The sequence below is a fragment of the Microbacterium sp. NPDC087589 genome (assembly GCF_044743635.1).
In the GTDB taxonomy this organism is placed as follows: domain Bacteria; phylum Actinomycetota; class Actinomycetes; order Actinomycetales; family Microbacteriaceae; genus Microbacterium.
The window spans coordinates 266120-290995 of record NZ_JBIUWV010000001.1; the positions used below are offsets into that span (position 1 = coordinate 266120).

Consider the following 24876-nt stretch of genomic DNA (forward strand, 5'->3'; position numbering starts at 1 on the left):
CATCCGCTAGGGCGCTCTTGCGCCACGAGGCGTGTCAGCGTGCGTCGAGGAGCTCGTCTTCGACATCGGCATCTTTGTCGCGCCGCCGGGACTTCTTCACCGGTGCCGGCATGCCCTCGACCTCTTCACGATGCTTCACTATCTCGGTGCGGATGATGTACCCGATGAAGATGAAGCCCATCAGGGCGAACAGGATCCACTGGATCGCGTACGACAGATGAGGGCCGGGGTCGTCTGTGGGCGAGCCGAAACCGCCGAGGGTGCCTTCGCCGGTCGGGTCCTCGCTGACGATCTGCCCGTACGCGCTCGTGATGACGTCTCCGTCGACCAGCTCGGCGATCGACGGGAGGTTGATCGTGGGCACCTGTCCCTCGGGGGCACCGCGCCCAGAGGCGGGAAGCTGCTCGCCCGGACGCAGACGCACGATGACCTCGACTTCACCGGTCGGAGGCGCCGGAACGTAATCCGGGGAGTCGCCGTCGCCCGGCGGCACCCATCCGCGATCGACGATGAACACACGACCGTCGACGTCGCGGAACGGCACCAGAACCTCGAATGCGCTGGTCCCGCCATGCGGCCGGTTGCGCACCAGAAGCTGTTCGTCGGCGATGTACTCGCCGTTCAGCACCACGGGATGCCACACGTCACCGGGATCGAGCATTCCGTCGGGTCCGATGAGGGAGGCGAGCGGAACGGGGTCCGCATCGTAGTTCTTCTCGACGAGTGCGATCTGCTCGGATCGCGTCTCGTTGCGCTCGAACTGCCAATTCGACAGAAACGCGCAGGCGATCGCGAATCCGATCGCGACGAGCACGTATACGGTCCATCTACCCATCCGCGCACTCACGAGGGCACACCATCTCTCACTGTCACGGGGAAGTCCCTGGCTGCCAGGTAATCGTGGAGGAAGCCGACGTGCTCATCGCATGCGAGCCAGACCTTCTCACGGTCAGCGGCGTGGATACGGGGATTGCGCCACACCACGTGCATGGTCGCCGCGTTCCGGCATCCGGCACGCGAGCACTCCAGTCCACTCACTCGCGATCCTGGCGGCTCTCGTGAATGGTGATGACGTCAGGAGCGGAGTCCTGTTCGACCGGCAGCGCCGGGGCCGGGGCCGGGGCCTCCAGCTGCTGCACGGGAGACTCTGCCGTGGTCTCGGTGCTGTCGCTGCCCGCGTTCGCGAACACGACCGCGATGTAGGGGAGGAGCGCTGCAGCCAGCGCGAACACCCAGGTGTACCAGCCATACGGCTGCACGAACATCATCAGCGCGAAGCAGACGATGCGGATGGTCATCGTGAGCGCGTATCGGCGCACGCGATGGTCTGCCTCGTCCTTCGGCGACTGCGGAAGCGAGGTGACAGCAGGGACCAGGGGCTTGCTCTTCACGATGAGTCCAGCCTACGCCGGTGCGGGCATGACGGCGCGCCCGTGTGCGGCTCAGACGGAGAAGAGGAACGGCAGTGTGAAGGCGCCCAAGAACACGGCGCTGATCACCGTCATGACGATGCCGATGACCAGGAAGCCGACCATGATGTATCCCATGATCAGGCCGGCGAAGGCCATGCCGCGGCCACCCAGCGCCGGGTTCTGCTTCGTCTGTCGCACAGCCATGTGGCCCGTGATGACGGCGACGATCGAGGCGAGCAGGGGCACGACGGCCCAGAAGAGCACGACCCCCGCGATTCCGCAGATCAGGGAGGTGATCGCGAGGCCGCTGGCGGGGCGAGGCGGGGGGTAGGGCATCGCGCCGTAACTCGGATAGCCGGCGCCGGGCTGACCCGGTGCAAACGCACCGTAGTACGGCTGTGCTGCGGCACCGTACGGCTGTGTTGCGGCACCGTACGGCTGCGGCGGGGAGTACTGCGGCGGCTGCGGCGGAGAGTACTGCGGCGGTTGCCGCGATGGCGCCGCGTGGTCCTGCGATGGTGCGATCGACGGTGCTGCGCCGGGAAACGTCTGGTACGGCTGAGCGTGGGGAGCGGGTGCCGGCTGCGGGGAAGTCGGTTGTGCGTCAGGCGGAGTGGGGATGCTGTTGTCGCTCACGGTGAAGCCTTTCGTCGGGTTCAGCGTTCCAGTCGCGTCGCTGTTCTGTCAAACGTCGTCCCGATCGAGTCGCAGCATCATCGGTAGGATCGATGACGACCCGGCCGTCACACCCGCACCGGCCAGATCAGGAGTGGAAATGAGTTCTCGCGTCGTCCTCGTCACCGGCGGAAACCGCGGCATCGGCCGCGCGATCGCCGAACGATTCGTCAGGGACGGCTACCGCGTCGCCGTCACGGCTCGCAGCGGTGAAGGCCCCGAGGGCACTCTCACTGTGCGCGCGGACGTCACCGATGCCGCGGCGCTCGATGCGGCCTTCACCGAGGTCGAGCAGCAGCTCGGACCCGTCGAGGTCGTCGTGGCGAATGCCGGCATCACCAAAGACACCCTGCTGCTGCGGATGAGCGAGGACGACTTCGACAGCGTGGTCGCGACAAACCTGGGCGGCACGTTCCGCGTCGTGAAGCGTGCGTCGAAGGGCATGCTGAGGGCGCGGTTCGGCCGAGTCATCCTCATCTCCAGCGTGGTGGGCCTCTACGGCTCAGCCGGCCAGGTGAACTACTCGGCGTCGAAGAGCGCGCTCGTCGGTTTCGCACGTTCGCTCACTCGTGAGCTCGGCGGACGCGGCATCACCGCGAACGTCGTCGCGCCTGGCTTCATCGAGACCGACATGACGGCTGAGCTTCCCGAAGAGACTCAGAAGCAGTACAAGGCGAACATCCCGGCCGGACGTTTCGCGACGCCCGATGAGGTGGCAGGTGTCGTCACGTGGCTTGCCGGGGATGACGCCGGATACATCTCGGGCGCAGTCATCCCCGTCGACGGCGGCCTCGGCATGGGGCACTGATGCCCCGGCGTCGCCCACCCGTCATCGGCGGGTGATTGCGGCGTCGAGCAGCGCGGCGAGCCTCTCCGGCACCGAGAACTGGGGCCAGTGACCTGAGCCGATGCGCACCACCTCGGCATCCTCGATCGCACGGAACTCGTCGGCATAGGGCCCCCACTGCTCGAGTTCGGACTCGAACGTCTCCTGGTCGAGACCTCCCATGAGCAGCGTCACCGGCACCCGGTGGGGCTCCCCATGGCCGAGTTCGATCGCATCAGTGGGCACCCGCGCGGGCACGCTGTGCGTGAGCGGCGCGGTGCGCGCACGAGTCGCATCGTCGAGGTCGTCGACGTCTTCAGCCGGGAAGAAGTCCCAGCCCGGGAAGGGCACGACGCCGTCGACGATCTCGAACTCGCTGATGCGGAACCCGGACGGCGGTGGCACGGTGTCGACGAACACGACCCGCGATACGCGGTCGGGCCGTGCATCGGCGACGCCCCAGGCGACGTTGCCACCGCCGCTGTGACCGACGACCACCACAGGTGCGGCGACGGCGTCCACCGCGGCGACGGCAGCATCGACCCACTCGGCGATGCCGATGTCAGCGGACTCGGCGGCGGGAAGACCCACCCCCGGCATCGTCAGGGGGTGCACCGTGTGCCCTGCGCGTTCGAGATCGGTGATCACGTCGCTCCAGCTGGATGCATCGAGCCAGAGACCGGGGATGAGGATGATGTCCATGTGCCCGAGGGTAGACGGGGCATCGGACATTCGCTACGGCAGCAGTGCGATGACCTCGGAGAGATCCTGAGGTCCGATGACGAGGCTCGCAGCCTCGCGCACGGCGGGCTTCGCGTTGAACGCCAGGCCGAGACCGGCGGCCGCCATCATCTGCAGGTCGTTGGCGCCGTCTCCGATGGCGATCGTGGCGTGTCGGGGCACGCCGAGCTCGTCCGCCCACTCGCAGAGCGAGGTCGCCTTGGCTGCCGCATCGACGATCTCGCCGTCGACGCGCCCGGAGAGTGCGCCGTCGACGACATCGAGTCGGTTCGCACGCCACCGATCCACGCCGAGTCCGGGTGCCACGTCGTCGAGGATCTCGTGGAATCCGCCCGACACGACGCCGACCACACCACCGCGCTCGTGCACGGCCGCGGTGAGTTCGCGGACGCCGCGCGTCGGCTCGATGCGAGCGAGAACGCGCTCGAACGCGGTCACGGGGACACCTTCGAGCTCGGCCACTCGCGACCGTAGACTCGTCGCGAAGTCGATCTCGCCCCGCATCGCCGCCTCGGTCGCCGCCTGCACCTCGTCGCGGCGCCCGGCCTCATCGGCGATCAGCTCGATCACCTCGTTGCGGATGAGGGTGGAATCGGCATCGAGGACGACGAGGAATCGTGCGGCGGTCACGCCTCCGAGCCTATCGACCGAAAGCCGTCTGTCCGTGCATCGCGGTCTGCGGTCGGCACCGTCAGCGATCGATGAAGAGACCCTTGCCCACCACTGTGATGCCGGATTCAGTCACGGTGAAGCCTCGGGCGAGATCGCGTTCGCGGTCGACGCCGACGGTCGCTCCATCGGCGAGGACGACGTTCTTGTCGAGGATGGCTCGATGCACGCGCGAACCGGCCCCGATTCGCACACCGTCGAAGACCACGGAATCGGTGATGGTCGACCCGCCGCCGGCGAGAGTCCACGGGCCCACGACGCTGCGCTCGAGGTGGGTGCCCGACAGCACGGATCCGAGGGACACTATCGAGTCGATCGCATTGCCGATGCGCCCGACGGAGTCTCGCACGAACTTCGCGGGCGGCGAGTTCACGGCCTGCGAGTGGATGGGCCACTCCATGTTGTAGAGGTTGAAGATGGGCAGTGTGGAGATCAGGTCCATGTGCGCGTCGAAGAAGGAGTCGATGGTACCCACGTCACGCCAGTACGAACGGTCGCGCGGGGACGACCCCGGGACGTCGTTCCGCTTCATGTCGTAGTAGCCGGCCTCGCCCCGATCGACGAAGTACGGCACGATGTCGCCGCCCATGTCATGCCCGGAGGTGGGGGATTCTCCGTCGGCCTCGACCGCAGCGATCAGCGCGTCGGCGTCGAAGATGTAGTTGCCCATCGAGGCGAGCACCTCGTGAGGGGAGTCCTCGAGGCCCGCGATGTCGGTCGGCTTCTCGAGGAACTGCTTGATGCGACCCGACTCGGTGTCGGCGTCGATCACGCCGAACTGGGACGCCATCGCGAGCGGCTGGCGGATCCCGGCGACAGTGGCCTTCGCACCGGACTCGATGTGCGCGTCGAGCATCTGCCGGAAGTCCATGCGATAGACGTGATCGGCGCCGATCACGACGACGATGTCCGGCTTCTCATCGTTGATGAGGTTGAGGCTCTGCAGGATCGCGTCCGCTGAGCCCGAGAACCAGCGCTTGCCCAGGCGCTGCTGCGCCGGCACGGAGGTGACGTACGAATCGAGGAGTGCCGACATGCGCCACGTCTGCGAGATGTGGCGGTCGAGACTGTGCGACTTGTACTGCGTGAGGACGACGATCTGGCGCAGACCCGAGTTGATGAGGTTCGAGATCGCGAAGTCGATCAAGCGATACTGTCCGCCGAAAGGCACTGCAGGTTTTGCTCGGTCGGCCGTGAGGGGCATGAGACGCTTTCCCTCGCCGCCGGCGAGGATGATGCCGAAGATCTTCTTTGGTGCGGACATGCACCCACCATAGATGCGATTCGGCTCGGCTAACTAGCATCTGGACAAGTGAGTCACTACCGTCTAGACATGCGCGTCGAGATGATCACGAAGGAATACCCGCCGGAGATCTACGGAGGTGCCGGTGTGCACGTCGCGGAGCTCGTCACAGCCCTGCGGCAGAATATCGATGTACAGGTGAGAGCCTTCGGTTCTCCTCGGGACGAGGCCGGTACTTTCTCCTATCAGGCACCCTCAGAACTGGCCTCGGCCAATGCGGCTCTGCAGACGCTCGGCACCGATCTCGAGATCGTGGCGGCGATCTCCGACGCCGATCTCGTGCACAGCCACACCTGGTACGCGAACTTCGCCGGACACCTCGCCTCGCAGCTGCACGGTATCCCTCACGTGCTCACCGCGCACAGTCTCGAGCCCCTGCGTCCGTGGAAGGCCGAGCAGCTCGGTGGCGGGTACGCGGTGTCGAGTGGAATCGAGAAGCTCGCCTACGAGAACGCGGCGGCGGTGATCGCGGTGAGCGCCGGCATGCGCGAGGACATCTTGCGCAGCTATCCCTCCGTCGACCCGGCCCGAGTGCGTGTGATCCACAACGGGATCGACGTCGAACGGTGGCGCCCGGTGCAGAACCCCGCGTTCCTCGAGTCGGTCGGCATGGACCCGACCCGACCGTCCGTCGTGTTCGTCGGCCGGATCACCCGCCAGAAGGGGCTGCCCTACCTGCTGCAGGCCGCTCGGCTGCTGCCGCCGGAAGTCCAGCTGATCCTCTGCGCCGGGGCGCCTGACACTCCCGAGATCATGGCGGAGGTGCAGGAGGGCGTGCGACTTCTGCAGCAGACCCGCGGGGGAGTCATCTGGATCGATCGGATGCTGCCGCGCGACGAGCTCTCGGCTATCCTCACGGCGGCGACGACGTTCGTGTGCCCGTCGGTGTATGAACCGCTGGGCATCGTGAACCTCGAGGCCATGGCGTGCGGGGCCGCTGTCGTCGGTACTGCCACTGGCGGTATCCCCGAGGTCGTGGACGACGGAGTCACCGGGCGCCTGGTGCCGATCGAGCAGCTCCAGGACGGCACCGGGACGCCGGTCGACCCCGAGCGGTATGTCGCCGACCTCGCGAACGTGCTCACCGAGGTGACATCCGATCCGGAGCAGGCTCGTGCCTACGGCGCGGCCGGTCGAGACCGCGCGCGCGAAGAATTCAGTTGGGATGCGATCGCCGACACCACGCGCGCGCTGTACGCGGAGCTGACCGCCTGAGCCGATAGGCTGGAATCATGTCGATCGCCCTGGAATTCACCGACGTCGTCGTGCGCCGCGAGGGGCGCGACATCATCGATCACGTGACCTGGCAGGTCGACGATGATCAGCGGTGGGTGATTCTCGGACCCAACGGCGCAGGCAAGACCACACTGCTCCAGCTGGCCGACACGCTGATGCATCCGACCTCCGGAGCCGTCACGGTGCTGGGGGAGACCCTCGGGCGAACGGACGTCTTCGAACTGCGGCCACGCATCGGATTCGCGTCCTCCGCCATGGCGAAGCGCGTGCCTCGCGAAGAGACGGTGCTGAATACCGTGCTCACCGCGGCGTACTCCGTCACGGGGCGCTGGAACGAGAACTACGAGGACATCGACGAGCGCCGTGCGCTGCGTGTGCTCGGCGACTGGCGCCTCGACCACCTTGCCGATCGCACCTTCGGGACCCTGAGCGATGGCGAGCAGAAGCGCGTGCAGATCGCCCGTGCCGTGATGACCGACCCCGAGCTGCTGCTGCTCGACGAGCCGACCGCGTCTCTCGACCTGGGCTCGCGCGAGGAGCTGCTCGCGCTCCTGAGCGGTTACGCCTCGTCGCCGACGACACCCGCGATGCTGATGGTCACGCATCACGTCGAGGAGATTCCGGTCGGGTTCACGCACGTGCTGCTGATGCGCGAAGGGCGCATCGTGGCGGCCGGGCCGATCGCCGAGACCCTGACCGCCGACAGTCTGACAGAGACCTTCGGCATGCCGATCGTGCTCAGCAGCGAAGACGGCCGCTATGCGGCACGCGCGGCATCCTGACGCGGATCTGATAGAATCGATCCTTGGTGCTCTCTGCACCGCAGACTTCCCTCGTCCCTGGCACAATCCAGGGCAGCAACTAAGGAATCCCATGAAGACTGACATTCACCCCGTGTACAAGGCAGTCGTGTTCCGCGACCTCGGCTCGGGCGAGACGTTCCTCACCCGTTCGACTGTCTCGAGCGACAAGACGATCGAGCTCGACGGCGTCGAGTACCCCGTCATCGACGTCGAGATCTCGTCGGCATCGCACCCGTTCTACACGGGCAAGCAGCGCATCATGGACTCGGCCGGCCGCGTCGAGAAGTTCAACCAGCGCTTCAAGGGCTTCGGCGGATCGACCAAGTAACGACCACCGCGTTCGAAGGCCCCGTGTTCCTCGGAACACGGGGCCTTCGTCGTCCCATCCGGGTCGCGCTCGGGGTCAGATGTCCTCGGGGTCAGATGTCGATGACGATGCGTTCGCCGTCGATCCTGCTCGGCGGGTCACCGGGGGAGGGCGCGGGAGCCGTGCGCTTCGTCTGACGGTCTCGTTCCATCCCGGCCTCGTGCGCCGACGGCATCCAGACCGCTTCGAACGACCCTCCCAGTCCGCCGCCTGCGCTCTCGTACTTCTTCTCGAGCGGCGCCTTCGCGTACAGGGCCACGATCACCACGACGACCGCGATCACGACGACGAGGAGGATCGCGATCGTGAGGAGCATTCCGAGTGCATCGGCCATGGGTCCAGGCTATGCGGGTCCGCATGTCCCGGCATCCGTCTGCAGGAGGATTCCGTGGGGGGTCTCAGCGGATGCGCCGCGCGTGTGCGAGGTCGATGAGGTGCGTCAGGACGGGGCCCGAACGCACGCCGTTGTGTTCATGCTCGCTCGTGACCCACAGCTCGACACCCGGGAGCAGCCGAGCGGTCTCTAGTGAGAACTCCATCGGCACGTAGACGTCGTTCACGTACACGGCAGCGGCACCCGTCGCGCCCGAGGTGGCGATCGCCACCTCGTTGTAGATCCGGGGCCACTCGAAGTCGGCCAGCGCGAGCGTGACGTCTCGCCACGGCTGGAATGCCGGCACCGTCTCGGTCCACTCGCGACGGATGTGCTCACCGGTGAACAGGGTGACGTCATCGCGGAAGTCCTGGGGCTCCGTACGCTCCGCCGACCAGCGTGTGGCGTGCCCGCTCGCGTAGCTCGATTCGTGGAACGCGAAGTAGAGCGGGTTGCGACCGCCGTACGGCATCGCGTGCATCAGATCGTGGCGGAAGGCGTTCGACGCAGGGTCGCGCTCGAGCAGCGACCACACGGTCTGCCATCCGTCGTTCGTGCCGAGCGCCGAACCTACGGAACGCAGTCGTGATGGCGAGACCACTTCGCCGTCTGGCAGCACGATGTCGCCGGCCGAGGCCCGATCGACCAGACGACGCATGACCTCCCGGTGCTCGGGGAACCGGCGGTAATAGCGTTCTGAGGCGGAGCGCATCTTGTCGTAGCAGAGCGCGTAGACCTCGTCGGGGTGCCGGTTCACGGTGCTGAGCCCGCCCGTGATGAAGACATCGGCGAGCGAGTCCGCGTCGGTCGACAGGTAGGCCAGGGTCGTGAATCCGCCGAAGGACTGGCCGAGCACACTCCACGTCTCCGCAGCGAGGTGCTCGCGCATCGCCTCGCAGTCGCGGACGATCGAGTCGGCGCGCAGATGTGTGAGGTACTCGGCGATCTCGGCGGAGCCGCGCTCGAGATCGGCGTCGCCGACCGGCGTCGAGAGCCCGGTGCCGCGCTGGTCGAGCAGCACGACCCGATAGTGTGCGAGCGCCTCATCGAGCCAGGCGGGGGAGGACGAGGCATGGAAGGGCCGCGGGGCCTCGTGCCCAGGACCGCCCTGCAGGAAGACCAGGTAGGGGAGCCGCTCGCCACCTTCACGTGTGACGACCCGCGCGAAGATGTCGATCGTACGGGTGTCGGCCGCATCTCCCCATACGAGCGGGACGGTCAGAGTGTGCTCTTCGACGGTCAGATCGAGGAGGCGGCGGATGGTCGTCGTCATGTCACATCACATTCCCGATGTAGGAGTACTTGACGAAGACCTCCGAGGCGATGTCCGCCTCGTGAAGCACGCCCTGCACTGCATTCATCATGTAGTTCGAATCCCAGCCCATGTAGAGATGGTGTGTCGCGTCGAGCTGATCCCATTGGCCCTTCCAGGCCATCGATTCATAGATCGGACCGCCGTGCACGGCGCAGTACGACACGGCGGCGTCGCGGGTGTCGGTCCACGCGCGACGGAAGACGCGGTTGAAGAGATGCTTGACGTCGAAGACCTCCCAACGCTCTCCGCGGTACTCGACGTACTCGAACTCACGCTCCCATCCGGCAGGCCAGCCGCGTCGGCGCACCGCATCGAGGATGGGGGTGAGCCCGTCATCATCGATCTCGGGCAGCGCGGGGCGGGCCCAGATCCTCAGCAGATCGGAGGTGAGCCGGATCGTGCGCTGCGAGATGGCTGCCGTTCCCCACGTCTCCGTGTCTGCGAGAGCCCTGGTCTCTGGGACGGAGCTGCGGGCGTACGCCGCGTCGCGTTTCACGGAGTACGACTCTCCGAAGACCCGCTCCGCGAGCGACTGCTCGAGCAGGGTGAGGTTGCCGAGCGTCGGGGCGAGAGCGCGATGCGCGTTGCGCTCGTCGTCCGAGTAGTCGATCCATGAGCGCAGGCCGTCGCCCGACCAGCTGTCGCTGGGGACGGTGGGCACGATGTGCTCCACATCGAAGTGGTCCGGGTCGTCGACCCGCTCGATCCGCCCGAGGACGTAGGCCGCATGCGGCAGCTCGCTGTATTTCAGAACGGCGCTGACGCGCTCGTCCGACGGCGTGATCCGGGCGAACGCGCGTGCCAGAGCCTCTCGGCCGTTCGCCCTGGCTCGACAGAGTCTCGCGACCAGCCGCTCATTCGGCAGGTTCACGAGCGTGCGGCGGAGATACATCGTCTGGATCCACTCCAGCGTCTCGATGAGTTCGTCGCGACCGACGACTCCCCGGGAGTGATCGCTGTAGACGCTGAGGACCAGCGGATACGAGGCGCGCCCGAAGGTGTTCACGTATCGCAGCTGCCTCGCGATCTGGGGGTCCTTCTCGAGCGAGGGATCGAGCAGGATGCCGTAGATCTCGGCATAGTGTCGCCAGACCTCGGCATCCGCCTGCAGGTGATCGAGGTCGACGCGGGGGAAGGACTGTCGGAACGCGCTGTAGACACCGTGCTCGCCGTTGGCTGCGACCTCACGACCGGTCGTCATCACGAGATAGTGACGCCAGAACGCTCCGATGGTCTCGCCGGTGTGCTGCTCGATCGGCAGCCAGAACCGCGCCTCGACGTCGAGCTGCTCTGCGTGGGTGAGTCCCATCAGCATGTAGTTGTGGATGAGCTCGTGATCGCGCAGCGGCTCGCCAGTGGAGTTCAGACTCTCGAAGATCTGCTGCGCGTTGGCGGCGGTGCCGAGGGTGATCGAGACGTGCTCGAGCTTCTTCAGCCCCGCCCAGATCTGAGGCGCCTCGTCGGCGTGCACCTGACTGCGGAAGAACGCGTAGTTGTCATCGAACCGCGACTCGCGCTCTGCCTGGACATCGCGCTCGAGCACCACGGATTCGTACAGCTCGGCCCACGCGTCGTGCGGGCGCAGCTTGGTGCGCGTCGGGTCATCCGGGCGCACGAGCACTCGGTCGAGGTCGGCGGCGAGCACGGGATCGGAGTCCTGAACCGCGTGCCGGAGTGCTGCGACCAGCAGCATCAACGTCGTGATGCGCTGCTGACCGTCGATCAGCACGAGGTCGGTGTCGGCCTCGCTGTCGTCGGCAGCCGAGAGGATCGACCCGATGAAGTGACGATGCGAGGAGTCATTGCGGGCGACCGCACGGACGTCGGAGAGCAGCTGCTCGCAGCCGCCGATATCCCACCGGTACTGACGCTGGTACACCGGCACGACGATGGTGGTGGAGTCCTCTGCGAGCCACTCGATCGTGTTGACAGCTGTCGCCTCGACGTTGGTCGCAGTGCTCATGCTGGTGTCTCGTCCTCCCGTAACGCCCGGCGCCGAGGAGTCGCCAGGCGCCCGATTCAGTCTATTCGCTTATTCACGGCGACCCTCTGCGGCGCTCCAGAGGCGCCCTGTTAGGCTTGCCTTATCAGGGCCTGTTAAAACGTGCTGGCCCCCGATGAAAGGATCTGGTTCAGATCATGGGATACATCAAGTCCAAAGCCCTCGAAGACAAGGGCTTCGTCGTTCTCGACAGCTACAACCAGGAGCTCGACCCCAAGGAGTGGCTCGACATCGAGTACAACGACTGGAAGTCGTCGGGCGACACCCGCTTCGCACCGCTCGCCAGCGCCAAGGGCGAGATCGAGTGCAACGGCTTCTGGAACCACAAGCCGCCGCGCACTGACAAGGACGGCGTCTGGATCGACTCGCAGACCGCGAAGGCTCCGAACCTGACGCGTCGTGCGCAGGAACCCGGTGCAAACGTCGGTCGCTGCCGCGTGATCGAGCTGCAGCCGACCCCGTACGGCGAGTGCCTCTACAACCTCCACCAGGATGACAACAACCGGCTGAACCCCGACGGCACCGGCTGGGTCGTGCGTGGCTTCTTCAACCTCAGCGACGACAAGGACAGCTTCTTCGTCCTGCGCGAGAACCGCACCGACCCGAGCATCGAGTACCGCATCGCCCTGCCTGCAGGCGCTCAGCTCATCGTCGACACGCAGCGTCTCTGGCACGCGGCGACCCACGTGGGCACCGAGCCTCGCTACTGCCTCATCACGTCGTGGACGTCTGGCCCGGAGCTCGACGCCTACATCGAGAAGTACAACGGCACCGACGACGTTCCCAACGTCGAAGTCCCGCAGGACGTGCGCGAGGCCGGGTACGCCGAGCAGGCTCGTCGCGACGCAGCCCGCGCCGCGTACTACGCCGCGAAGGGTCAGCAGGTCAAGCAGGCCATGAGCGAGGCGTGATCCTCGTCTGATCCACGGCCGTTCACGGTCTGAAGGCCCCGGTTCTGTGACCGGGGCCTTCGTCGTGTGAATCACATGCTTGTTATTTCGCCTGGTCTGGGCGAGAATAGCCCCACAACCGCATATTCACGCCAGTTCTCGTTGTTTCAGGTCGTTGGGGAAGACGCACCTGATGAAACGGAGAGATCATGGCGACGGCTTACGCACGCGGAGTGGTGTTCATCCACTCTGCACCTCGCGCGCTCTGCCCGCACCTCGAATGGGCGGTCGGACGCGCTATCGGTCGCGCAGTGAACTTCGACTGGAGCGATCAGCCGGTGCTCGACGGCGCACGTCGCGCCGAGTTCTACTGGGACGGCCCCGTAGGCACGGGTGCTGCCCTCGCGACCGCCATCCGGGGCTGGGAGCATCTCCGCTTCGAGGTCACCGAGGATCCGACCCCCCGCAGCGACGGCGGTCGTTGGCTGCACACGCCCGACCTCGGCATCCATTACGCCCAGACGGATGCTGCGGGCAACATCGTCGTGGGCGAGGACCGCATCCGCTATGCGATGGAGATCGCCGCCGGGAGCGCGACCGAGTTGCAGCGAGAGCTCGACATCGCCCTGGGGTCTGCCTGGGACGAAGAGCTGGAGCCGTTCCGGCATGCGAGCGACGACGCTCGTGTGGTGTGGCTGCACAAGGTCGGCTAGCCGGACCCACAGGCCTGGAACGGGAAGGCGTGAGTATCGGATGCCGGTGAGCGATCCCGGACGCTGAGAAGACGTATTCCCGTTCCACACATGATGAAGACTCCGTCCCGGACATCAGGGACGGGGTCTTCGTCTGTCAGATGACGGCCGAGCGATGCATCTCTGCTCCGGCCGTCGTGGTCCCCTTCATGACGTCGTCCCAGGCGAGGCGGAGCCGATCCATCGCTTCGGCGGTGCGCTCCGGTGGCAGGGTGATCGGGATCCGCAGGCGCCTCTCGAGCACGCCGCCCGTGGAGAACCGTGGCCCGGGCGGGAGGATCAGCCCGTGCTCGCGGGCGGCCAGCGAGAGAGCGGTCGATACGGGGGCACCGAGGTCGAGCCAGGCCGAGAGACCGCCACTCGTCTGCGGCATCGATATGGCCTCGAACGATCCGAGCGCCGACGCCACAGCCTCGCGACCGGCGTGCAGGCGTGTCGCGACATGCGCGGTGAGCGCCGACATCTCCTGCAGCAGCTCGACGGCGATGCACTGCTCGAGTAGCGCGGTGCCGAGCTCGAACGAGGGACGGGTGGCGAGCAGACGCGTCATCACCGAGCGGTCGGCGCGGATCCAGCCGATGCGCATGCCGCCCCAGGCGATCTTCGACATCGAGCCCACGGTGATGATCTGCGGGCTGAACGCCGAGAACGGAAGCGGGGTCCAGCCTCGGTCGATGTCGAGCTCCGCGGTCGTCTCATCGACGATCAGGTGCGTCCCGACGCTGCGGGCCGTCGCGGCGATGCGCGACCGCCCGGCATCCGAGAGCGTCGCCCCGGTGGGGTTGTGGAAGTCGGGGATGAGGTACGCCAGGTGGGGGCGTTCGTGCAGCAGCGTGTCGGTGAGATGGCGCTCATCCCATCCGGAGACGTCGACCGGAGTCGGCAGCAGCCGATAGCCGTGCCGGTAGAGCGCTTCGAGTGCGTGCGGAAAGGTGGGCTGCTCGACGAGTGCGCGCTCTCCCCGTCGGCCGATGGTGGCGAGGACCAGGTTGAACGCGTTGAGCGCGCCCGACGTGATCATGATCTCGTCGGCATCCGTCGGCACTCCCCGCTCGGTGAAGCGCTGCGCCACAGCCTCACGCAACTCGGGAAGGCCTCGCAGCGAGTAACCGCTGGTGCCGCGCATGGCCGCGAGTCGAGGGAGTGAGCGGACCGTCGCGTCATACAGCCCCGGAGTCGAATCCATCGACGCGATCGACAGGTCGATCGCCGACTCGTCTGGGGCGCCGACTGCGGAGGTGGCGGTGTGCGGCAGAGTGACGCGGGTGCCGCCCCCGTGCAGGCGTGAGACATAGCCGTCGCCCTCGAGGAGGTCGTAGACGCGGGTCGTCGTGGAGCGGGAGCGTCGCAGCTCGAGAGCGAGAGCTCGCTCGCTCGGCAGCCGCTCGCCCACGGTGAGTCGGCCGTCGAGGATCAGCGCGCGGACATGCTCCGCGAGAGCCTTGGCCGTGGCGCCGGCGACGTTGTGCGCGCCGAGCTGCTGGACGAGCCGTGAGGTCATGACTCCAGCATGCCGCAAAGTGGCCTGAAGAATACAGGCCACTTCTCGCTGAGTGGTCTCGTAGAGCCGATGGACGACTGGGCCAGCATGGAGAGATGCAGCTTCGTTCCGTCTTCCTCCCGATCAGCGCCACCAGTCGACGTGATGTCGTCGAGCGCATCGTGCAGCTGCTCGTGGGGTTGTTCCTCTACGGCGTCGCCCTCGGCCTCATGGTGCGCGCCGGCATCGGTGTCGCGCCGTGGGACGTCCTCGCTCTCGGCGTCTCCGGGCAGACGGGGATCGGATACGGGGTTGTCACCGTGCTGGTCTCGGTGCTCGTGCTGCTGCTGTGGATTCCGCTGCGGCAGCGCGTCGGGCTCGGCACCCTGCTCAACGCGCTGTTCGTCGGGCCCAGCGCCGACCTGGCCCTCGTGGTGATTCCCGTGCCGGCGTCGATCTGGGTCGGCGCTGGGATGTTCGTGGCGGGACTGCTGCTGCTCGCCTTCGCCACCGGGCTCTACATCGCGGCGGACTTCGGCCCGGGTCCACGGGACGGCCTGATGACGGGCCTCGTGGGGCGCACGGGTTGGCCCGTATGGCTCGTGCGCACACTCATCGAGGGGAGCGTCCTGCTGGTCGGCTTCCTGCTCGGTGGGCCTGTGGGCGTCGGAACCGTGCTCTTCGCCTTCGGCGTGGGACCCCTCGTCGGCTGGTTCCTGCCGTGGACCACTCGCATCCGTGCGGCGAGATCACAGCAGCTCGCGCAGACGACCCCACGCTAGACCTGCGTAGACAAGAGCGGCCCCCGGGATACCCGGGGGCCGCTCGCCGTCATCGCTGCGCGTCAGTCGGCGCTCGCGAAGACGGCGACGGCGTTGTGGCCGCCGAAGCCGAACGAGTTGCTGATCGCGTACAGCTGGCCGTCGCCCAGGGGCTGTGCCTCGCCGGAGAGGCGGAACGGCACGGCCGGGTCTGGTTCGGTCATGTTGATGGTCGGTGGGGCGACGCGGTCACGGAGCGCGAGCAGGGCGAAGATCGCCTCGAGAGCTCCCGTGCCGCCGAGCAGATGGCCGGTCGACGCCTTGGTGGCCGAGACGGGGATCTCATCGATCCGGTCGCCGAAGACCTTCTTGAGCGCGACGTACTCGTTGGGATCGCCCACGGGCGTCGACGTCGCGTGCGCGTTGATGTGCGCGACCTGGTCAGCGGTGATGCCGGCCTCGTCGAGCGCCTGCGTGACGGCGCGTGCGGCGCCGGTGCCCTCGGGGTCGTTGCCCGTGATGTGGTATGCGTCAGCTGTGACGCCACCGCCGAGCACATAGCCGTAGATCTTGGCGCCGCGTGCCGTGGCGTGCTCCTCGGTCTCGAGGATGAGTGCGGCTGCGCCCTCGCCCATGACGAAGCCGTCTCGGTCGATGGCGCCGGGACGCGACGCGGTGTGCGGGTCGTCGTTGCGGCGCGACAGGGCCTGGGCTGAGGCGAACGACGCCATCGTGATCGGGTGGATGGCAGATTCGGTGCCACCGGCGATCACGACGTCGGCAAGGCCGTCCTGCAGGTGGTGGAAAGCGTGAATGATCGACTCGGTGCTGGAGGCGCAGGCGCTGACGACGGTCTGCGCGTAGGCGCGAGCCTGGAACTGCAGCGACAGGTTGCCGGCGGCGGCGTTCGGCATCAGCATCGGGACGGTGAGGGGCATCACTCGGCGGGGGCCCTTCTCACGGAGGGTGTCCCACGCGTCGAGAAGGGTCCAGAGGCCGCCGATGCCCGTGGCGAAGTCGACTCCGAGGCGCTCGGGAGCGACCTCAGGAGAACCGGCATCCGCCCAGGCCTCGCGTGCCGCGATGAGCGCGAACTGCGAGGAGGGGTCGAGCCGCTTGGCCTCGTGGCGGGGCAGGACCTCTTCGGGGCGGACGATCGCCTCGGCGGCGAAAGTCACGGGCAGTTCGTACTGCTGCACCCAGTCGTGCTCGAGGGGGCGGGTGCCGGATCTGCCTGCGAGCAGGTTGGTCCAGTTCTCGGGAGCTGTCCCGCCGATGGCGGACGTGGCGCCGATGCCGGTGACGACGATGCGCTTGGTCATGTGTGGTTCCTTGTCGGGCGGGTCGAGCAGAGGGCGGGCAAGGCGGAGGATGCCACGCCCCGACTGTGCGGGGGTGGCATCCTTCGAGGATTACTCCTGGCCTGCGACGATGAAGTTGACAGCGTCGCCGACGGTCTTGAGGTTCTTGACCTCGTCGTCGGGAATCGTGACGCCGAACTTCTCTTCTGCGTTGACGACGATCGTCATCATCGAGATCGAGTCGATGTCGAGGTCGTCGGTGAACGACTTCTCGAGGGCGACCTCGGATGCGTTGATGCCGGTCTCGTCGGTGATGAGCTCTGCGAGGCCTGCGAGGACCTCATCGTTGGTGAAAGCCATGTGGTCTTCCTCTTTCTAACGGGTTGTATTCGGAACCGTGGAACAGTCTAGGGAAAGTCTGCGCGTTCTCAGGGGAGGACGACGACCTGAGCGGCGAACACGAGTCCGGCGCCGAAGCCGATCTGCAGGGCGAGACCGCCTGAGAGCTCGGGATGCTCGGCCATCAGACGGTGGCTCGCGAGCGGGATGGATGCCGCCGAGGTGTTGCCGGTGGTCTCGATGTCGCGCGCGATCACCGTCGACTCCGGCAGCTTCAGCTGCTTGGCGAACTCGTCGATGATGCGCATGTTCGCCTGGTGCGGGATGAACGCGGCGATGTCGGTCGGCTCGACACCGGCCTTGTCGAGTGCCTCACGGGCGACCTTCGCCATCTCCCAGACGGCCCAGCGGAACACCGTCTGACCCTCCTGGCGCAGGGTCGGCCACGGCGCCTCGCCGTCGCGGAATTCGGTGAGCGTCGCGTTCATGCCGACTGCATCGGCCTTCGAACCGTCGGATCCCCACACCGCGGGGGCGATACCCGGCGTGTCGCTCGGACCGATGAGGGCTGCTCCTGCGCCGTCGCCGAGCAGGAACGAGATGCTCCGGTCGGCCGGGTCGACGACGTCAGACAGCTTCTCGGTGCCGATCACGAGGGCGTATCGAGCCGCACCCGACCTGATCAGCGCATCTGCCTGGGTGATCGCGTAGGCGTAGCCGGCGCAGGCCGCGTTGACGTCGTAGGCGGCGGCAGGGTTCGCGCCCACGCGGTCGGCCACGATCGCCGAGACGGACGGTGACTGCTTCGGGTTGCTGATGGTGGCGACGATCACCAGGTCGACCTGGTCGGCGGGGATGCCGGACTTCTCGATGGCCTCGACGCCGGCGACCGTGGCGAGGTCGATGGCATCCGTGCCCTTGTCTGCCCGCACGCGGGTCACGATGCCGGTGCGCTGACGGATCCACTCGTCGCTCGAGTCGATCGGTCCGATCAGGTCGTCGTTCGGCACGGCGTTCTCGCCGCGTGCAGCACCGAACGAGTAGATCCGCGTGTAGGCGGGGCCGGTGATCTGGTTCAGGATGGGGCTCATGCGGCTTCTCCGTTCAGCAGCGCGACGGCCGCATCGAGATCTTCGGGGGTCTTCACGGCCACGGATGGGATACCGCGCAGGCCGCGCTTGGCGAGACCCGTGAGCGCGCCGGCAGGCGCGAGCTCGATCAGGCCGGTGATGCCGTGATCGACGAACGAGGCCATGCAGAGGTCCCAGCGCACGGGGGACGACACCTGGTCGACGAGGTGGCTCAGGGCCAGCGTTCCATCGGTGACGACGGATCCGTCGCGGTTGGACCACAGCGTGATCTCGGGGTCGGCCGGAGCCACCGTCGCGACCGCGTCGCGCAGGACCGTGACGGCCGATGTCATGTACGACGTGTGGAACGCGCCGGCCACCTGCAGCGGGATGACGCGCGTGCCCTTGACCGGCTCGGAGGCGAGGGCGTCGAGCCCTGCGAGCTCGCCGGCGACCACGATCTGGCCGCCGCCGTTGTAGTTCGCGGGGGAGAGCCCGAGTTCGGTGAGACGCGTGAGGACGGTCTCTTCATCGCCGCCCAGTACGGCGCTCATGCCTGTGGGGGTCTGTGCCGCAGCATCGGCCATCGCGCGGCCTCGGATCCCCACCAATCGCATGCCGGTCTCGGCGTCGATCACCCCGCTGCTCACGAGCGCGGCGATCTCGCCGACCGAGTGCCCCGCGACACCGCCGGCTCGGCGACCGGCACGCTCGGTGAGCGCGTCGGCCGCGATCAGGGAAGCCGCGACGATCAGAGGCTGAGCGATGCGCGTGTCGCGGATCGTGTCGGCATCCGACACCGTGCCGTGCTGCTGGAGGTCGACCTCTGCCGCCTCAGAGAACGCGGCGAGGCTGTCTGCCACACCGTCGAGCTCGAGCCAGGGGGAGAGGAAACCGGGGGTCTGCGAGCCCTGTCCAGGGCATACGACGACAATCACAACCCCAGTCTGCCAACGATCTGCGCAGAGTGGTGGATGATCCATCACAAGATTCGAGAAAACCCTTGTGTGTGGCGTACAGCTGATCGGTGTGTGAGGCTGCCGATCAGCGCGACGGACGACGCAGGGGAGCCCGACGGCGGACCTGCTCTGCGGCGCCGATCGAGCCGAGAATGAGCGCGGTCTGCAGGATCAGAGCCTCGCGCGGACCCGTGGCGTCCCAGCCGATCACCTCGCTGACGCGCTTCAGGCGATAGCGGACCGTATTGGGGTGCACGAACAGCTCTCGGGCGGTCGCCTCGAGCGAACGACCGTTGTCGAGGTAGCTCCAGAGGGTGGTCACCAGATCCGTGGAGTGCGCCTGCAACGGCCGGTAGATGCGCTCGATCAGTGTCTGCTTGGCGAGCGGATCGCCCGCGAGGGCACGCTCGGGGAGAAGGTCGTCTGCGTCGACCGGCCGGGGAGCGCTGCGCCAGGCGCGGGCGACGGCGAAACCTGCGAGGGCTGCCCGTGCACTCTGACTCGCGTCGACGAGCGCGGCGACCGCGGGGCCGAGTACGACGTAGCCGGGGCCGAACGAGGGCTCGAGACGCGAGGCGATCTCTTCGAAACCGAGTTCTTCCTCTTCGCCTTCGGTAGGCTCCTGGCCTGCGATACGCGCGCGTCCGATCACCAGCACGAGTCGGGATCCCTGCACTCCGATGAGCACGTCGACCGCGAGCTTGCGCGCCGTGCGACGCACGAGATCGACGTCGAACTGCGGGGGCGTCGTGCCGACCAGCACAGCCACCTCTCCATGACCGTGCCAGCCGAGGGCGGCGATCCGGCTCGGCAGTTCTTCGTCTGCTTCGCCGGTGAGGATGGAATCGACGACGAGCGCCTCGAGCCTGGCGTCCCACAGGCCGCGAGCCTCAGCGGCTCTGGCGTAGACGTCGGCCGCGGCGAAGGCCACATCGCGTGAGTAGAGCAGGATCGCCTCTCGGAGGTCTGCATCTCTTCCGGCGACGCGCTCTTCCGTCACCTCGACGGTGACCCTGATGAGCTGGAGAGTCTGCTGCAGACTGACGCTGCGCAGCAGCTCACGGGGTGCTGCGGCGAAGATGTCAGCGGCGATCCACGGGGTCGACGTCGGATCCTCGTACCACTGGATGAACGACGTGATGCCCGCTTGAGCCACCAGCCCGACCGCAGAGCGGCGGGCTGGTGGCATGTCGGCGTACCACGGGAGGGTGTCCTCGAGGCGCTTGATGGTCACCGAGGCGATGTCGCCCGAGATCCGGCGCAGCCAGGTGAGCGTGGCGGACTTGTCCATGCCGCGCGAAGAGGAACCCGTCACCGATGGCTCAGCTTTCGCCGCCCGCGTTGCCGCTGGTGCCGGCGTTCACGTCGTGCAGGCTGTACTTCTGGATGGCCTGCGCGGCGAGAGAACGGTCGACGACCCCGTCTTCGGCGAGCGACTGCAGCGTGCGGACGACGATCGACGGACCGTCGATCTTGAAGAAGCGGCGGGCGGCCGCACGCGTGTCGGAGAAGCCGAAGCCGTCGGCGCCCAGCGTGGCGAAACGCTGCGGGACCCACGGACGGATCTGGTCCTGCACGGCGTGCATGAAATCACTCACGGCGACGACCGGACCCTCAGCGCCCTGCAGCTTCTGCGTGAGGTACGCGGTGCGGGGCTCTTCTTCGGGGTAGAGGAAGTTGTGCTCGTCGGCGGCGAGACCGTCGCGGCGCAGCTCGGTCCAGGAGGTGACCGACCAGACATCGGCGATCACGCCCCAGTCGTTCTTCAGCAGCTCCTGCGCCTCGAGGGCCCAGGGGAGTCCGACACCCGACGCGAAGAGCTGGGCGCGGGGGCCATCGCCCTCGCCGACCGACACGCGGTGGATGCCGCGCACGATGCCATCGACGTCGACATTCTCCGGCTCTGCGGGCATCACCATCGGCTCGTTGTAGAGCGTGATGTAGTACATGACGTTCGGGTCTTCGTGGTTTCCGCCGTACATGCGCTCGAGACCCGAGCGCATGATGTGCGCGATCTCGTAGCCGTAGGCCGGGTCGTACGAGACCGTCGCCGGGTTGGTGGCCGCGAGCAGATGCGAGTGGCCGTCGGCGTGCTGCAGGCCCTCACCCGTGAGGGTGGTGCGGCCGGCCGTGGCTCCCATGATGAACCCGCGGGCCATCTGATCGCCGGCGGCCCACTGTGCGTCACCCGTGCGCTGGAATCCGAACATCGAGTAGAAGAGGTAGACCGGGATCAGCGGCTCGCCGTGCGTGGCATACGAGGTGCCTGCCGCGGTGAACGCGGCGAGAGCGCCGGCCTCGTTGATGCCGACGTGCACGATCTGACCCTGCGGGCTCTCCTTGTAGGCGAGGAGGAGCTCACGGTCGACCGAGGTGTAGTGCTGGCCGTTCGGGTTGTAGATCTTCGCCGAAGGGAAGTACGCGTCCATTCCGAAGGTGCGAGCCTCGTCGGGGATGATCGGCACGATGCGGTGGCCGAAGTCCTTCGAGCGCAGCAGGTCCTTCAGCAGACGGACGAAAGCCATCGTCGTGGCGATCTCCTGCGTGCCAGAGCCCTTCTTGGGCAGCGCGTAGGCCGCGTCGTCGGGGAGCGACAGGCCGACGTGCGTCGAGCGACGCTCCGGCAGGAACCCGCCGAGGGCGTTGCGACGCTCGAGCATGTACTGGATCGTCTCGTCCTGGGGGCCCGGGTTGTAGTACGGGGGCAGGTACGGGTTCTCCTCGAGCTGCGCATCCGTGATCGGGATGTGCATCGCGTCACGGAACGTCTTGAGGTTGTCCAGCGTCATCTTCTTCATCTGGTGGGTCGCGTTGCGGCCCTCGAAGTGCGGACCCAGGCCGTAGCCCTTGACGGTCTTGGCGAGGATGACGGTGGGCTTGCCCTTGTGCTCGGTCGCGGCCTTGAACGCGGCGTAGACCTTGCGGTAGTCGTGCCCACCGCGCTTGAGGTTCCAGATGTCGTCGTCGGAGTAGTCCTTGACGAGGGCAGCCGCGCGCTCGTCGCGGCCGAAGAAGTGCTCGCGGACGTACGCGCCGGACTCGGCCTTGTAGGTCTGGTAGTCGCCGTCGGGGGTGACGTTCATCAGGTTGAGCAGAGCGCCCTCGGTGTCGCGGGCGAGCAGGTCGTCCCACTCGCGGCCCCAGACGACCTTGATGACGTTCCAGCCGGCGCCGCGGAAGAACGACTCGAGCTCCTGGACGATCTTGCCGTTGCCGCGCACAGGGCCGTCGAGGCGCTGCAGGTTGCAGTTGACGATGAACGTGAGGTTGTCGAGGCCCTCGTTGGCTGCGACCTGCAGCTGACCGCGGCTCTCGACCTCGTCCATCTCACCGTCGCCGAGGAAGGCCCAGACGTGAGACTCGGAGGTGTCCTTGATGCCGCGGTTCTCGAGGTACTTGTTCGACATCGCCTGATAGATGGCGTTGATCGGACCGAGACCCATGGACACGGTCGGGAACTGCCAGTACTCCGGCATCAGGCGCGGGTGCGGGTACGAGGGGATGCCGTACGGCGCGTGCGATTTCTCCTGGCGGAATCCGTCGAGCTGGTCCTCGCTCAGACGTCCTTCGAGGTAGGAGCGAGCGTAGGTTCCGGGGGAGGCGTGGCCCTGGACGAAGATCTGGTCTCCGCCGCCCGGGTTGTCGAGACCCTTGAAGAAGTGGTTGAAGCCCACCTCGTAGAGGGCGGCCGACGACGCGTAGGTCGAGATGTGACCGCCGACACCGATGCCGGGGCGCTGCGCGCGGTGCACCGTGATGGCCGCGTTCCAGCGGATCCATGCGCGGTACCGGCGCTCGACCTCTTCGTCACCCGGGAACTCGGGCTCGTTCTCAGAGGCGATCGTGTTGATGTAGTCCGTGGTCGGGACCATCGGCACACCCAGGTGCAGCTCCTTCGAGCGCTTGAGCAGGCTGAGCATGATCTCGCGACCACGGCCGTGGCCCTTCGCGTCGACGAGCTCGTCGAGAGACTGCTGCCACTCGCCCGTCTCCTCCGGATCGCTGTCGAGGGGGCCCTGGGAATACGGATCCTGGTCGTGCACAGTCACGGGGGAGCCTTTCGTCAAGCTGGCAGGTCATGCCATTGAAACGGGAAGCGACGCGGGCAACCTTGTCGGTTGTACACAACGCGTGCCGCCCTCAGCCTATCCCCCTTCAACGACATCGGTGCGCATCGGGTCATCTGTAGACTGGACGCACCAGGGCCTTTAGCTCAGCTGGTAGAGCGCCACGTTTACACCGTGGATGTCGTCGGTTCGATCCCGGCAGGGCCCACCTAGAGAACACTGGGAACTCAGCGTTCAGCACCTGTGGACAACTTCTTGAGCGTCCCCCCGGCGTCCTCCGGCTGAGCCAGTACAGCGTTCATTCGTGCGACTGCGGCTGTGTCAGCATCGCTTCCCATGTAGTGGGCGTAGGTGTCGGCTGTGAGCTTTGCTGTGCTGTGCCCCAGCCATGCCTGAACGGTCTTGAGGTCTACACCGTTCTGAAGCCACAGGGTGGCGGCTGTGTGCCTCAGGTCTTGGACTCTGCGTCCACGGGCGTGATCCTTCCAATGGCTGTCGCGCTTCCAGTTGTTGTTGCTGCGCGCGCTCCCTGACGCGGAAGGGAACACCAGCGCATCCGGAGTCCTGCCCTTGGTTGCCGCAAGGATGATCGCTGCTACTTCTTCAGTGAGGGGCACAGTGCGCGGCTTCCCACCCTTGGTTACGGTGCGCACCGGCTGACCGTCTGGCTTAGACCGCGACACCCGCAAGGCCGGATAGGGAAGTTCCTGCACATCACGAACGCGGAGTGCAGCAAGCTCGCCCCACCTCAGTCCCGTCAGGCCCAGTACCAATGCAATGTCTGCGTTCTCACGCGACGTGTGGTTGACGAGATCGGCATGCACAGCGCGAAGCTCTGCAAGGGAAAATGGGAAAATCTCCCGCTTGGTGTCCTGCCCCGTGCCGCGTGGCACCTTGGACTCGACAGCGGGATTCTTCGCGATCAGCTTCTGAGCCACGGCCCACGAGAAGAAGGGGCTGATGACTTGCCGGAAGCGGATGACGGTAGACCGGTTCAGCGTCCGCATCATCTGCGCGTAGAGCGCTTCCAGGTCGGTTGCGCGGATGGCGCTCAGAGGGCGGTTCCTCAGAGCCACAGGAACGTGCTTAAGGGCGTGCTTTTCAGTGTCCAGCGTCTTGCTCGCCACAGTGCCCGTGCGGGTCTGTACCCACCGCTCAAGGGCTGAGCCGACGGATTCCATACCGGCGCGCGGGTCTACGAACTCCCCAAGGCTCAGAGCACGCTTCTGTGCGTCATGCCAGGTGTCGGCATCGCCCTTCCGACGAAAGGTCTTGGATGCGACTACGCTGCGACCACTCTTGACGCGGGCGCGGTAACTGATCGATCCGTCAGCGTTGACGATTCTCGAAACTGTCATGAGCGCTTCTCCTTGATCCAGGCGTAGACATCGGACTCCCGATAGCGGGGGATGCCGTTGAGGTTGATGAAGGGCGGGCCGGTGCGCGAGGAGCGCCAGCGCGAGAGGGTCGGCATGGACACGCGGAGAAGCTTTGCCACGTCAGTCGAGGTCATGAGATTTGGTTCCATTCCTGCC

At 66.7% G+C, this 24876-nt stretch carries 25 protein-coding genes and 1 tRNA gene; 8 read left to right on the plus strand and 18 right to left on the minus strand.

Annotated elements, in window-relative coordinates:
* Window positions 1-34 precede the first annotated feature (34 nt).
* The 3 genes from ACIOU8_RS01335 to ACIOU8_RS01345 form a co-directional block, all read right to left on the minus strand.
* The gene (locus tag ACIOU8_RS01335) at window positions 35-835 is read right to left on the minus strand and encodes an SURF1 family protein (protein ID WP_400785079.1); all 801 of its coding nucleotides are present in this window, start codon (window positions 833-835) and stop codon (window positions 35-37) included.
* Window positions 836-1034: 199 nt separating this feature from the next.
* Window positions 1035-1391, minus strand: coding sequence for a DUF3099 domain-containing protein (locus ACIOU8_RS01340; protein WP_400785081.1), 357 nt, complete (start codon window positions 1389-1391; stop codon window positions 1035-1037).
* A gap of 51 nt (window positions 1392-1442) precedes the next feature.
* Window positions 1443-2048, minus strand: a complete 606-nt coding sequence (locus ACIOU8_RS01345; protein WP_400785083.1) for a DUF4190 domain-containing protein — start codon at window positions 2046-2048, stop codon at window positions 1443-1445.
* A 139-nt stretch (window positions 2049-2187) separates the two neighbouring features.
* On the opposite strand from ACIOU8_RS01345, the gene ACIOU8_RS01350 reads away from it, so the two are divergent.
* Complete coding sequence (locus ACIOU8_RS01350) at window positions 2188-2895, plus strand: beta-ketoacyl-ACP reductase (RefSeq protein WP_042537549.1); 708 nt, start codon at window positions 2188-2190, stop codon at window positions 2893-2895.
* Between the two features lie 21 nt (window positions 2896-2916).
* On the opposite strand, the gene ACIOU8_RS01355 is transcribed toward ACIOU8_RS01350, so the two are convergent.
* From ACIOU8_RS01355 to glgC, 3 genes are all read right to left on the minus strand, one after another.
* Entirely contained in the window at window positions 2917-3615 is a 699-nt protein-coding gene (locus ACIOU8_RS01355) for an alpha/beta fold hydrolase (RefSeq protein WP_400785085.1), read from the minus strand.
* Between the two features lie 33 nt (window positions 3616-3648).
* On the minus strand, window positions 3649-4284 hold the full coding sequence (serB, locus tag ACIOU8_RS01360) for a phosphoserine phosphatase SerB (RefSeq protein ID WP_400785087.1): 636 nt from the start codon (window positions 4282-4284) through the stop codon (window positions 3649-3651).
* A 61-nt stretch (window positions 4285-4345) separates the two neighbouring features.
* A complete protein-coding gene (gene glgC / locus ACIOU8_RS01365) occupies window positions 4346-5587 on the minus strand; it encodes a glucose-1-phosphate adenylyltransferase (RefSeq protein WP_400785089.1) in 1242 nt (413 codons plus the stop codon).
* Between the two features lie 69 nt (window positions 5588-5656).
* On the opposite strand from glgC, the gene glgA reads away from it, so the two are divergent.
* From glgA to ACIOU8_RS01380, 3 genes are all read left to right on the plus strand, one after another.
* On the plus strand, window positions 5657-6841 hold the full coding sequence (gene glgA, locus ACIOU8_RS01370) for a glycogen synthase (RefSeq protein ID WP_400785091.1): 1185 nt from the start codon (window positions 5657-5659) through the stop codon (window positions 6839-6841).
* Between the two features lie 17 nt (window positions 6842-6858).
* On the plus strand, window positions 6859-7644 hold the full coding sequence (locus ACIOU8_RS01375; RefSeq protein ID WP_400785093.1) for an ABC transporter ATP-binding protein: 786 nt from the start codon (window positions 6859-6861) through the stop codon (window positions 7642-7644).
* A gap of 91 nt (window positions 7645-7735) precedes the next feature.
* Window positions 7736-7993, plus strand: coding sequence for a type B 50S ribosomal protein L31 (locus ACIOU8_RS01380; protein ID WP_201469959.1), 258 nt, complete (start codon window positions 7736-7738; stop codon window positions 7991-7993).
* A gap of 91 nt (window positions 7994-8084) precedes the next feature.
* On the opposite strand, the gene ACIOU8_RS01385 is transcribed toward ACIOU8_RS01380, so the two are convergent.
* The 3 genes from ACIOU8_RS01385 to ACIOU8_RS01395 form a co-directional block, all read right to left on the minus strand.
* Window positions 8085-8366, minus strand: a complete 282-nt coding sequence (locus ACIOU8_RS01385) for a hypothetical protein (protein WP_400785095.1) — start codon at window positions 8364-8366, stop codon at window positions 8085-8087.
* A gap of 64 nt (window positions 8367-8430) precedes the next feature.
* Window positions 8431-9678: an alpha/beta fold hydrolase gene (locus tag ACIOU8_RS01390; RefSeq protein WP_400785097.1), complete on the minus strand. Its 1248-nt coding sequence runs from the start codon at window positions 9676-9678 to the stop codon at window positions 8431-8433.
* 1 nt (window position 9679) lies between these two features.
* Window positions 9680-11683, minus strand: coding sequence for a DUF262 domain-containing protein (locus ACIOU8_RS01395; RefSeq protein WP_400785099.1), 2004 nt, complete (start codon window positions 11681-11683; stop codon window positions 9680-9682).
* A 176-nt stretch (window positions 11684-11859) separates the two neighbouring features.
* Here ACIOU8_RS01395 and ACIOU8_RS01400 point away from each other — a divergent pair, with 176 nt between their 5' ends.
* On the plus strand, window positions 11860-12633 hold the full coding sequence (locus ACIOU8_RS01400; protein ID WP_400785101.1) for a hypothetical protein: 774 nt from the start codon (window positions 11860-11862) through the stop codon (window positions 12631-12633).
* Between the two features lie 188 nt (window positions 12634-12821).
* Window positions 12822-13325, plus strand: a complete 504-nt coding sequence (locus tag ACIOU8_RS01405) for a DUF3145 domain-containing protein (RefSeq protein ID WP_042537526.1) — start codon at window positions 12822-12824, stop codon at window positions 13323-13325.
* Between the two features lie 136 nt (window positions 13326-13461).
* Here the strand turns inward: ACIOU8_RS01405 and ACIOU8_RS01410 are convergent, their stop codons facing one another.
* A complete protein-coding gene (locus tag ACIOU8_RS01410; RefSeq protein ID WP_400785103.1) occupies window positions 13462-14865 on the minus strand; it encodes a PLP-dependent aminotransferase family protein in 1404 nt (467 codons plus the stop codon).
* Between the two features lie 95 nt (window positions 14866-14960).
* On the opposite strand from ACIOU8_RS01410, the gene ACIOU8_RS01415 reads away from it, so the two are divergent.
* Window positions 14961-15626: a YitT family protein gene (locus ACIOU8_RS01415; RefSeq protein WP_400785105.1), complete on the plus strand. Its 666-nt coding sequence runs from the start codon at window positions 14961-14963 to the stop codon at window positions 15624-15626.
* Between the two features lie 62 nt (window positions 15627-15688).
* Here the strand turns inward: ACIOU8_RS01415 and ACIOU8_RS01420 are convergent, their stop codons facing one another.
* From ACIOU8_RS01420 to aceE, 6 genes are all read right to left on the minus strand, one after another.
* Window positions 15689-16927, minus strand: coding sequence for a beta-ketoacyl-[acyl-carrier-protein] synthase family protein (locus tag ACIOU8_RS01420; RefSeq protein ID WP_400785107.1), 1239 nt, complete (start codon window positions 16925-16927; stop codon window positions 15689-15691).
* A 90-nt stretch (window positions 16928-17017) separates the two neighbouring features.
* Window positions 17018-17266 carry an acyl carrier protein gene (locus tag ACIOU8_RS01425; RefSeq protein WP_017202249.1) on the minus strand — a complete coding sequence of 83 codons (249 nt, stop codon included), beginning with the start codon at window positions 17264-17266 and terminating at the stop codon, window positions 17018-17020.
* A gap of 68 nt (window positions 17267-17334) precedes the next feature.
* The gene (locus ACIOU8_RS01430; RefSeq protein WP_400785109.1) at window positions 17335-18336 is read right to left on the minus strand and encodes a beta-ketoacyl-ACP synthase III; all 1002 of its coding nucleotides are present in this window, start codon (window positions 18334-18336) and stop codon (window positions 17335-17337) included.
* On the minus strand, window positions 18333-19253 hold the full coding sequence (locus ACIOU8_RS01435; RefSeq protein ID WP_400785111.1) for an ACP S-malonyltransferase: 921 nt from the start codon (window positions 19251-19253) through the stop codon (window positions 18333-18335). The genes ACIOU8_RS01430 and ACIOU8_RS01435 overlap by 4 nt, the downstream gene beginning before the upstream one ends.
* Window positions 19254-19359: 106 nt before the next feature.
* Complete coding sequence (locus tag ACIOU8_RS01440; RefSeq protein ID WP_400785113.1) at window positions 19360-20565, minus strand: PucR family transcriptional regulator; 1206 nt, start codon at window positions 20563-20565, stop codon at window positions 19360-19362.
* A 31-nt stretch (window positions 20566-20596) separates the two neighbouring features.
* Complete coding sequence (gene aceE, locus ACIOU8_RS01445; protein ID WP_400785115.1) at window positions 20597-23323, minus strand: pyruvate dehydrogenase (acetyl-transferring), homodimeric type; 2727 nt, start codon at window positions 23321-23323, stop codon at window positions 20597-20599.
* A 153-nt stretch (window positions 23324-23476) separates the two neighbouring features.
* On the opposite strand from aceE, the gene ACIOU8_RS01450 reads away from it, so the two are divergent.
* A tRNA-Val gene (locus ACIOU8_RS01450) sits at window positions 23477-23549 on the plus strand.
* 19 nt (window positions 23550-23568) lie between these two features.
* Here the strand turns inward: ACIOU8_RS01450 and ACIOU8_RS01455 are convergent.
* Window positions 23569-24699: a tyrosine-type recombinase/integrase gene (locus tag ACIOU8_RS01455; protein ID WP_400785117.1), complete on the minus strand. Its 1131-nt coding sequence runs from the start codon at window positions 24697-24699 to the stop codon at window positions 23569-23571.
* Complete coding sequence (locus tag ACIOU8_RS01460; protein ID WP_400785119.1) at window positions 24696-24854, minus strand: helix-turn-helix transcriptional regulator; 159 nt, start codon at window positions 24852-24854, stop codon at window positions 24696-24698. Before ACIOU8_RS01460 ends, ACIOU8_RS01455 begins: the two co-directional genes overlap by 4 nt.
* Window positions 24855-24876 lie beyond the last annotated feature (22 nt).

Bases quoted from the DNA above. Each gene is read 5' to 3' on its own strand.
- ACIOU8_RS01335 (WP_400785079.1), bottom strand. From the start codon at position 835: ATGGGTAGATGGACCGTATACGTGCTCGTCGCGATCGGATTCGCGATC.
- ACIOU8_RS01350 (WP_042537549.1), top strand. From the start codon at position 2,188: ATGAGTTCTCGCGTCGTCCTCGTCACCGGCGGAAACCGCGGCATCGGC.
- ACIOU8_RS01355 (WP_400785085.1), bottom strand. From the start codon at position 3,615: ATGGACATCATCCTCATCCCCGGTCTCTGGCTCGATGCATCCAGCTGG.
- glgC (WP_400785089.1), bottom strand. From the start codon at position 5,587: ATGTCCGCACCAAAGAAGATCTTCGGCATCATCCTCGCCGGCGGCGAG.
- glgA (WP_400785091.1), top strand. From the start codon at position 5,657: ATGCGCGTCGAGATGATCACGAAGGAATACCCGCCGGAGATCTACGGA.
- ACIOU8_RS01375 (WP_400785093.1), top strand. From the start codon at position 6,859: ATGTCGATCGCCCTGGAATTCACCGACGTCGTCGTGCGCCGCGAGGGG.
- ACIOU8_RS01380 (WP_201469959.1), top strand. From the start codon at position 7,736: ATGAAGACTGACATTCACCCCGTGTACAAGGCAGTCGTGTTCCGCGAC.
- ACIOU8_RS01385 (WP_400785095.1), bottom strand. From the start codon at position 8,366: ATGGCCGATGCACTCGGAATGCTCCTCACGATCGCGATCCTCCTCGTC.
- ACIOU8_RS01390 (WP_400785097.1), bottom strand. From the start codon at position 9,678: ATGACGACGACCATCCGCCGCCTCCTCGATCTGACCGTCGAAGAGCAC.
- ACIOU8_RS01395 (WP_400785099.1), bottom strand. From the start codon at position 11,683: ATGAGCACTGCGACCAACGTCGAGGCGACAGCTGTCAACACGATCGAG.
- ACIOU8_RS01400 (WP_400785101.1), top strand. From the start codon at position 11,860: ATGGGATACATCAAGTCCAAAGCCCTCGAAGACAAGGGCTTCGTCGTT.
- ACIOU8_RS01405 (WP_042537526.1), top strand. From the start codon at position 12,822: ATGGCGACGGCTTACGCACGCGGAGTGGTGTTCATCCACTCTGCACCT.
- ACIOU8_RS01410 (WP_400785103.1), bottom strand. From the start codon at position 14,865: ATGACCTCACGGCTCGTCCAGCAGCTCGGCGCGCACAACGTCGCCGGC.
- ACIOU8_RS01415 (WP_400785105.1), top strand. From the start codon at position 14,961: ATGCAGCTTCGTTCCGTCTTCCTCCCGATCAGCGCCACCAGTCGACGT.
- ACIOU8_RS01420 (WP_400785107.1), bottom strand. From the start codon at position 16,927: ATGACCAAGCGCATCGTCGTCACCGGCATCGGCGCCACGTCCGCCATC.
- ACIOU8_RS01425 (WP_017202249.1), bottom strand. From the start codon at position 17,266: ATGGCTTTCACCAACGATGAGGTCCTCGCAGGCCTCGCAGAGCTCATC.
- ACIOU8_RS01430 (WP_400785109.1), bottom strand. From the start codon at position 18,336: ATGAGCCCCATCCTGAACCAGATCACCGGCCCCGCCTACACGCGGATC.
- ACIOU8_RS01440 (WP_400785113.1), bottom strand. From the start codon at position 20,565: ATGGACAAGTCCGCCACGCTCACCTGGCTGCGCCGGATCTCGGGCGAC.
- ACIOU8_RS01455 (WP_400785117.1), bottom strand. From the start codon at position 24,699: ATGACAGTTTCGAGAATCGTCAACGCTGACGGATCGATCAGTTACCGC.
- ACIOU8_RS01460 (WP_400785119.1), bottom strand. From the start codon at position 24,854: ATGACCTCGACTGACGTGGCAAAGCTTCTCCGCGTGTCCATGCCGACC.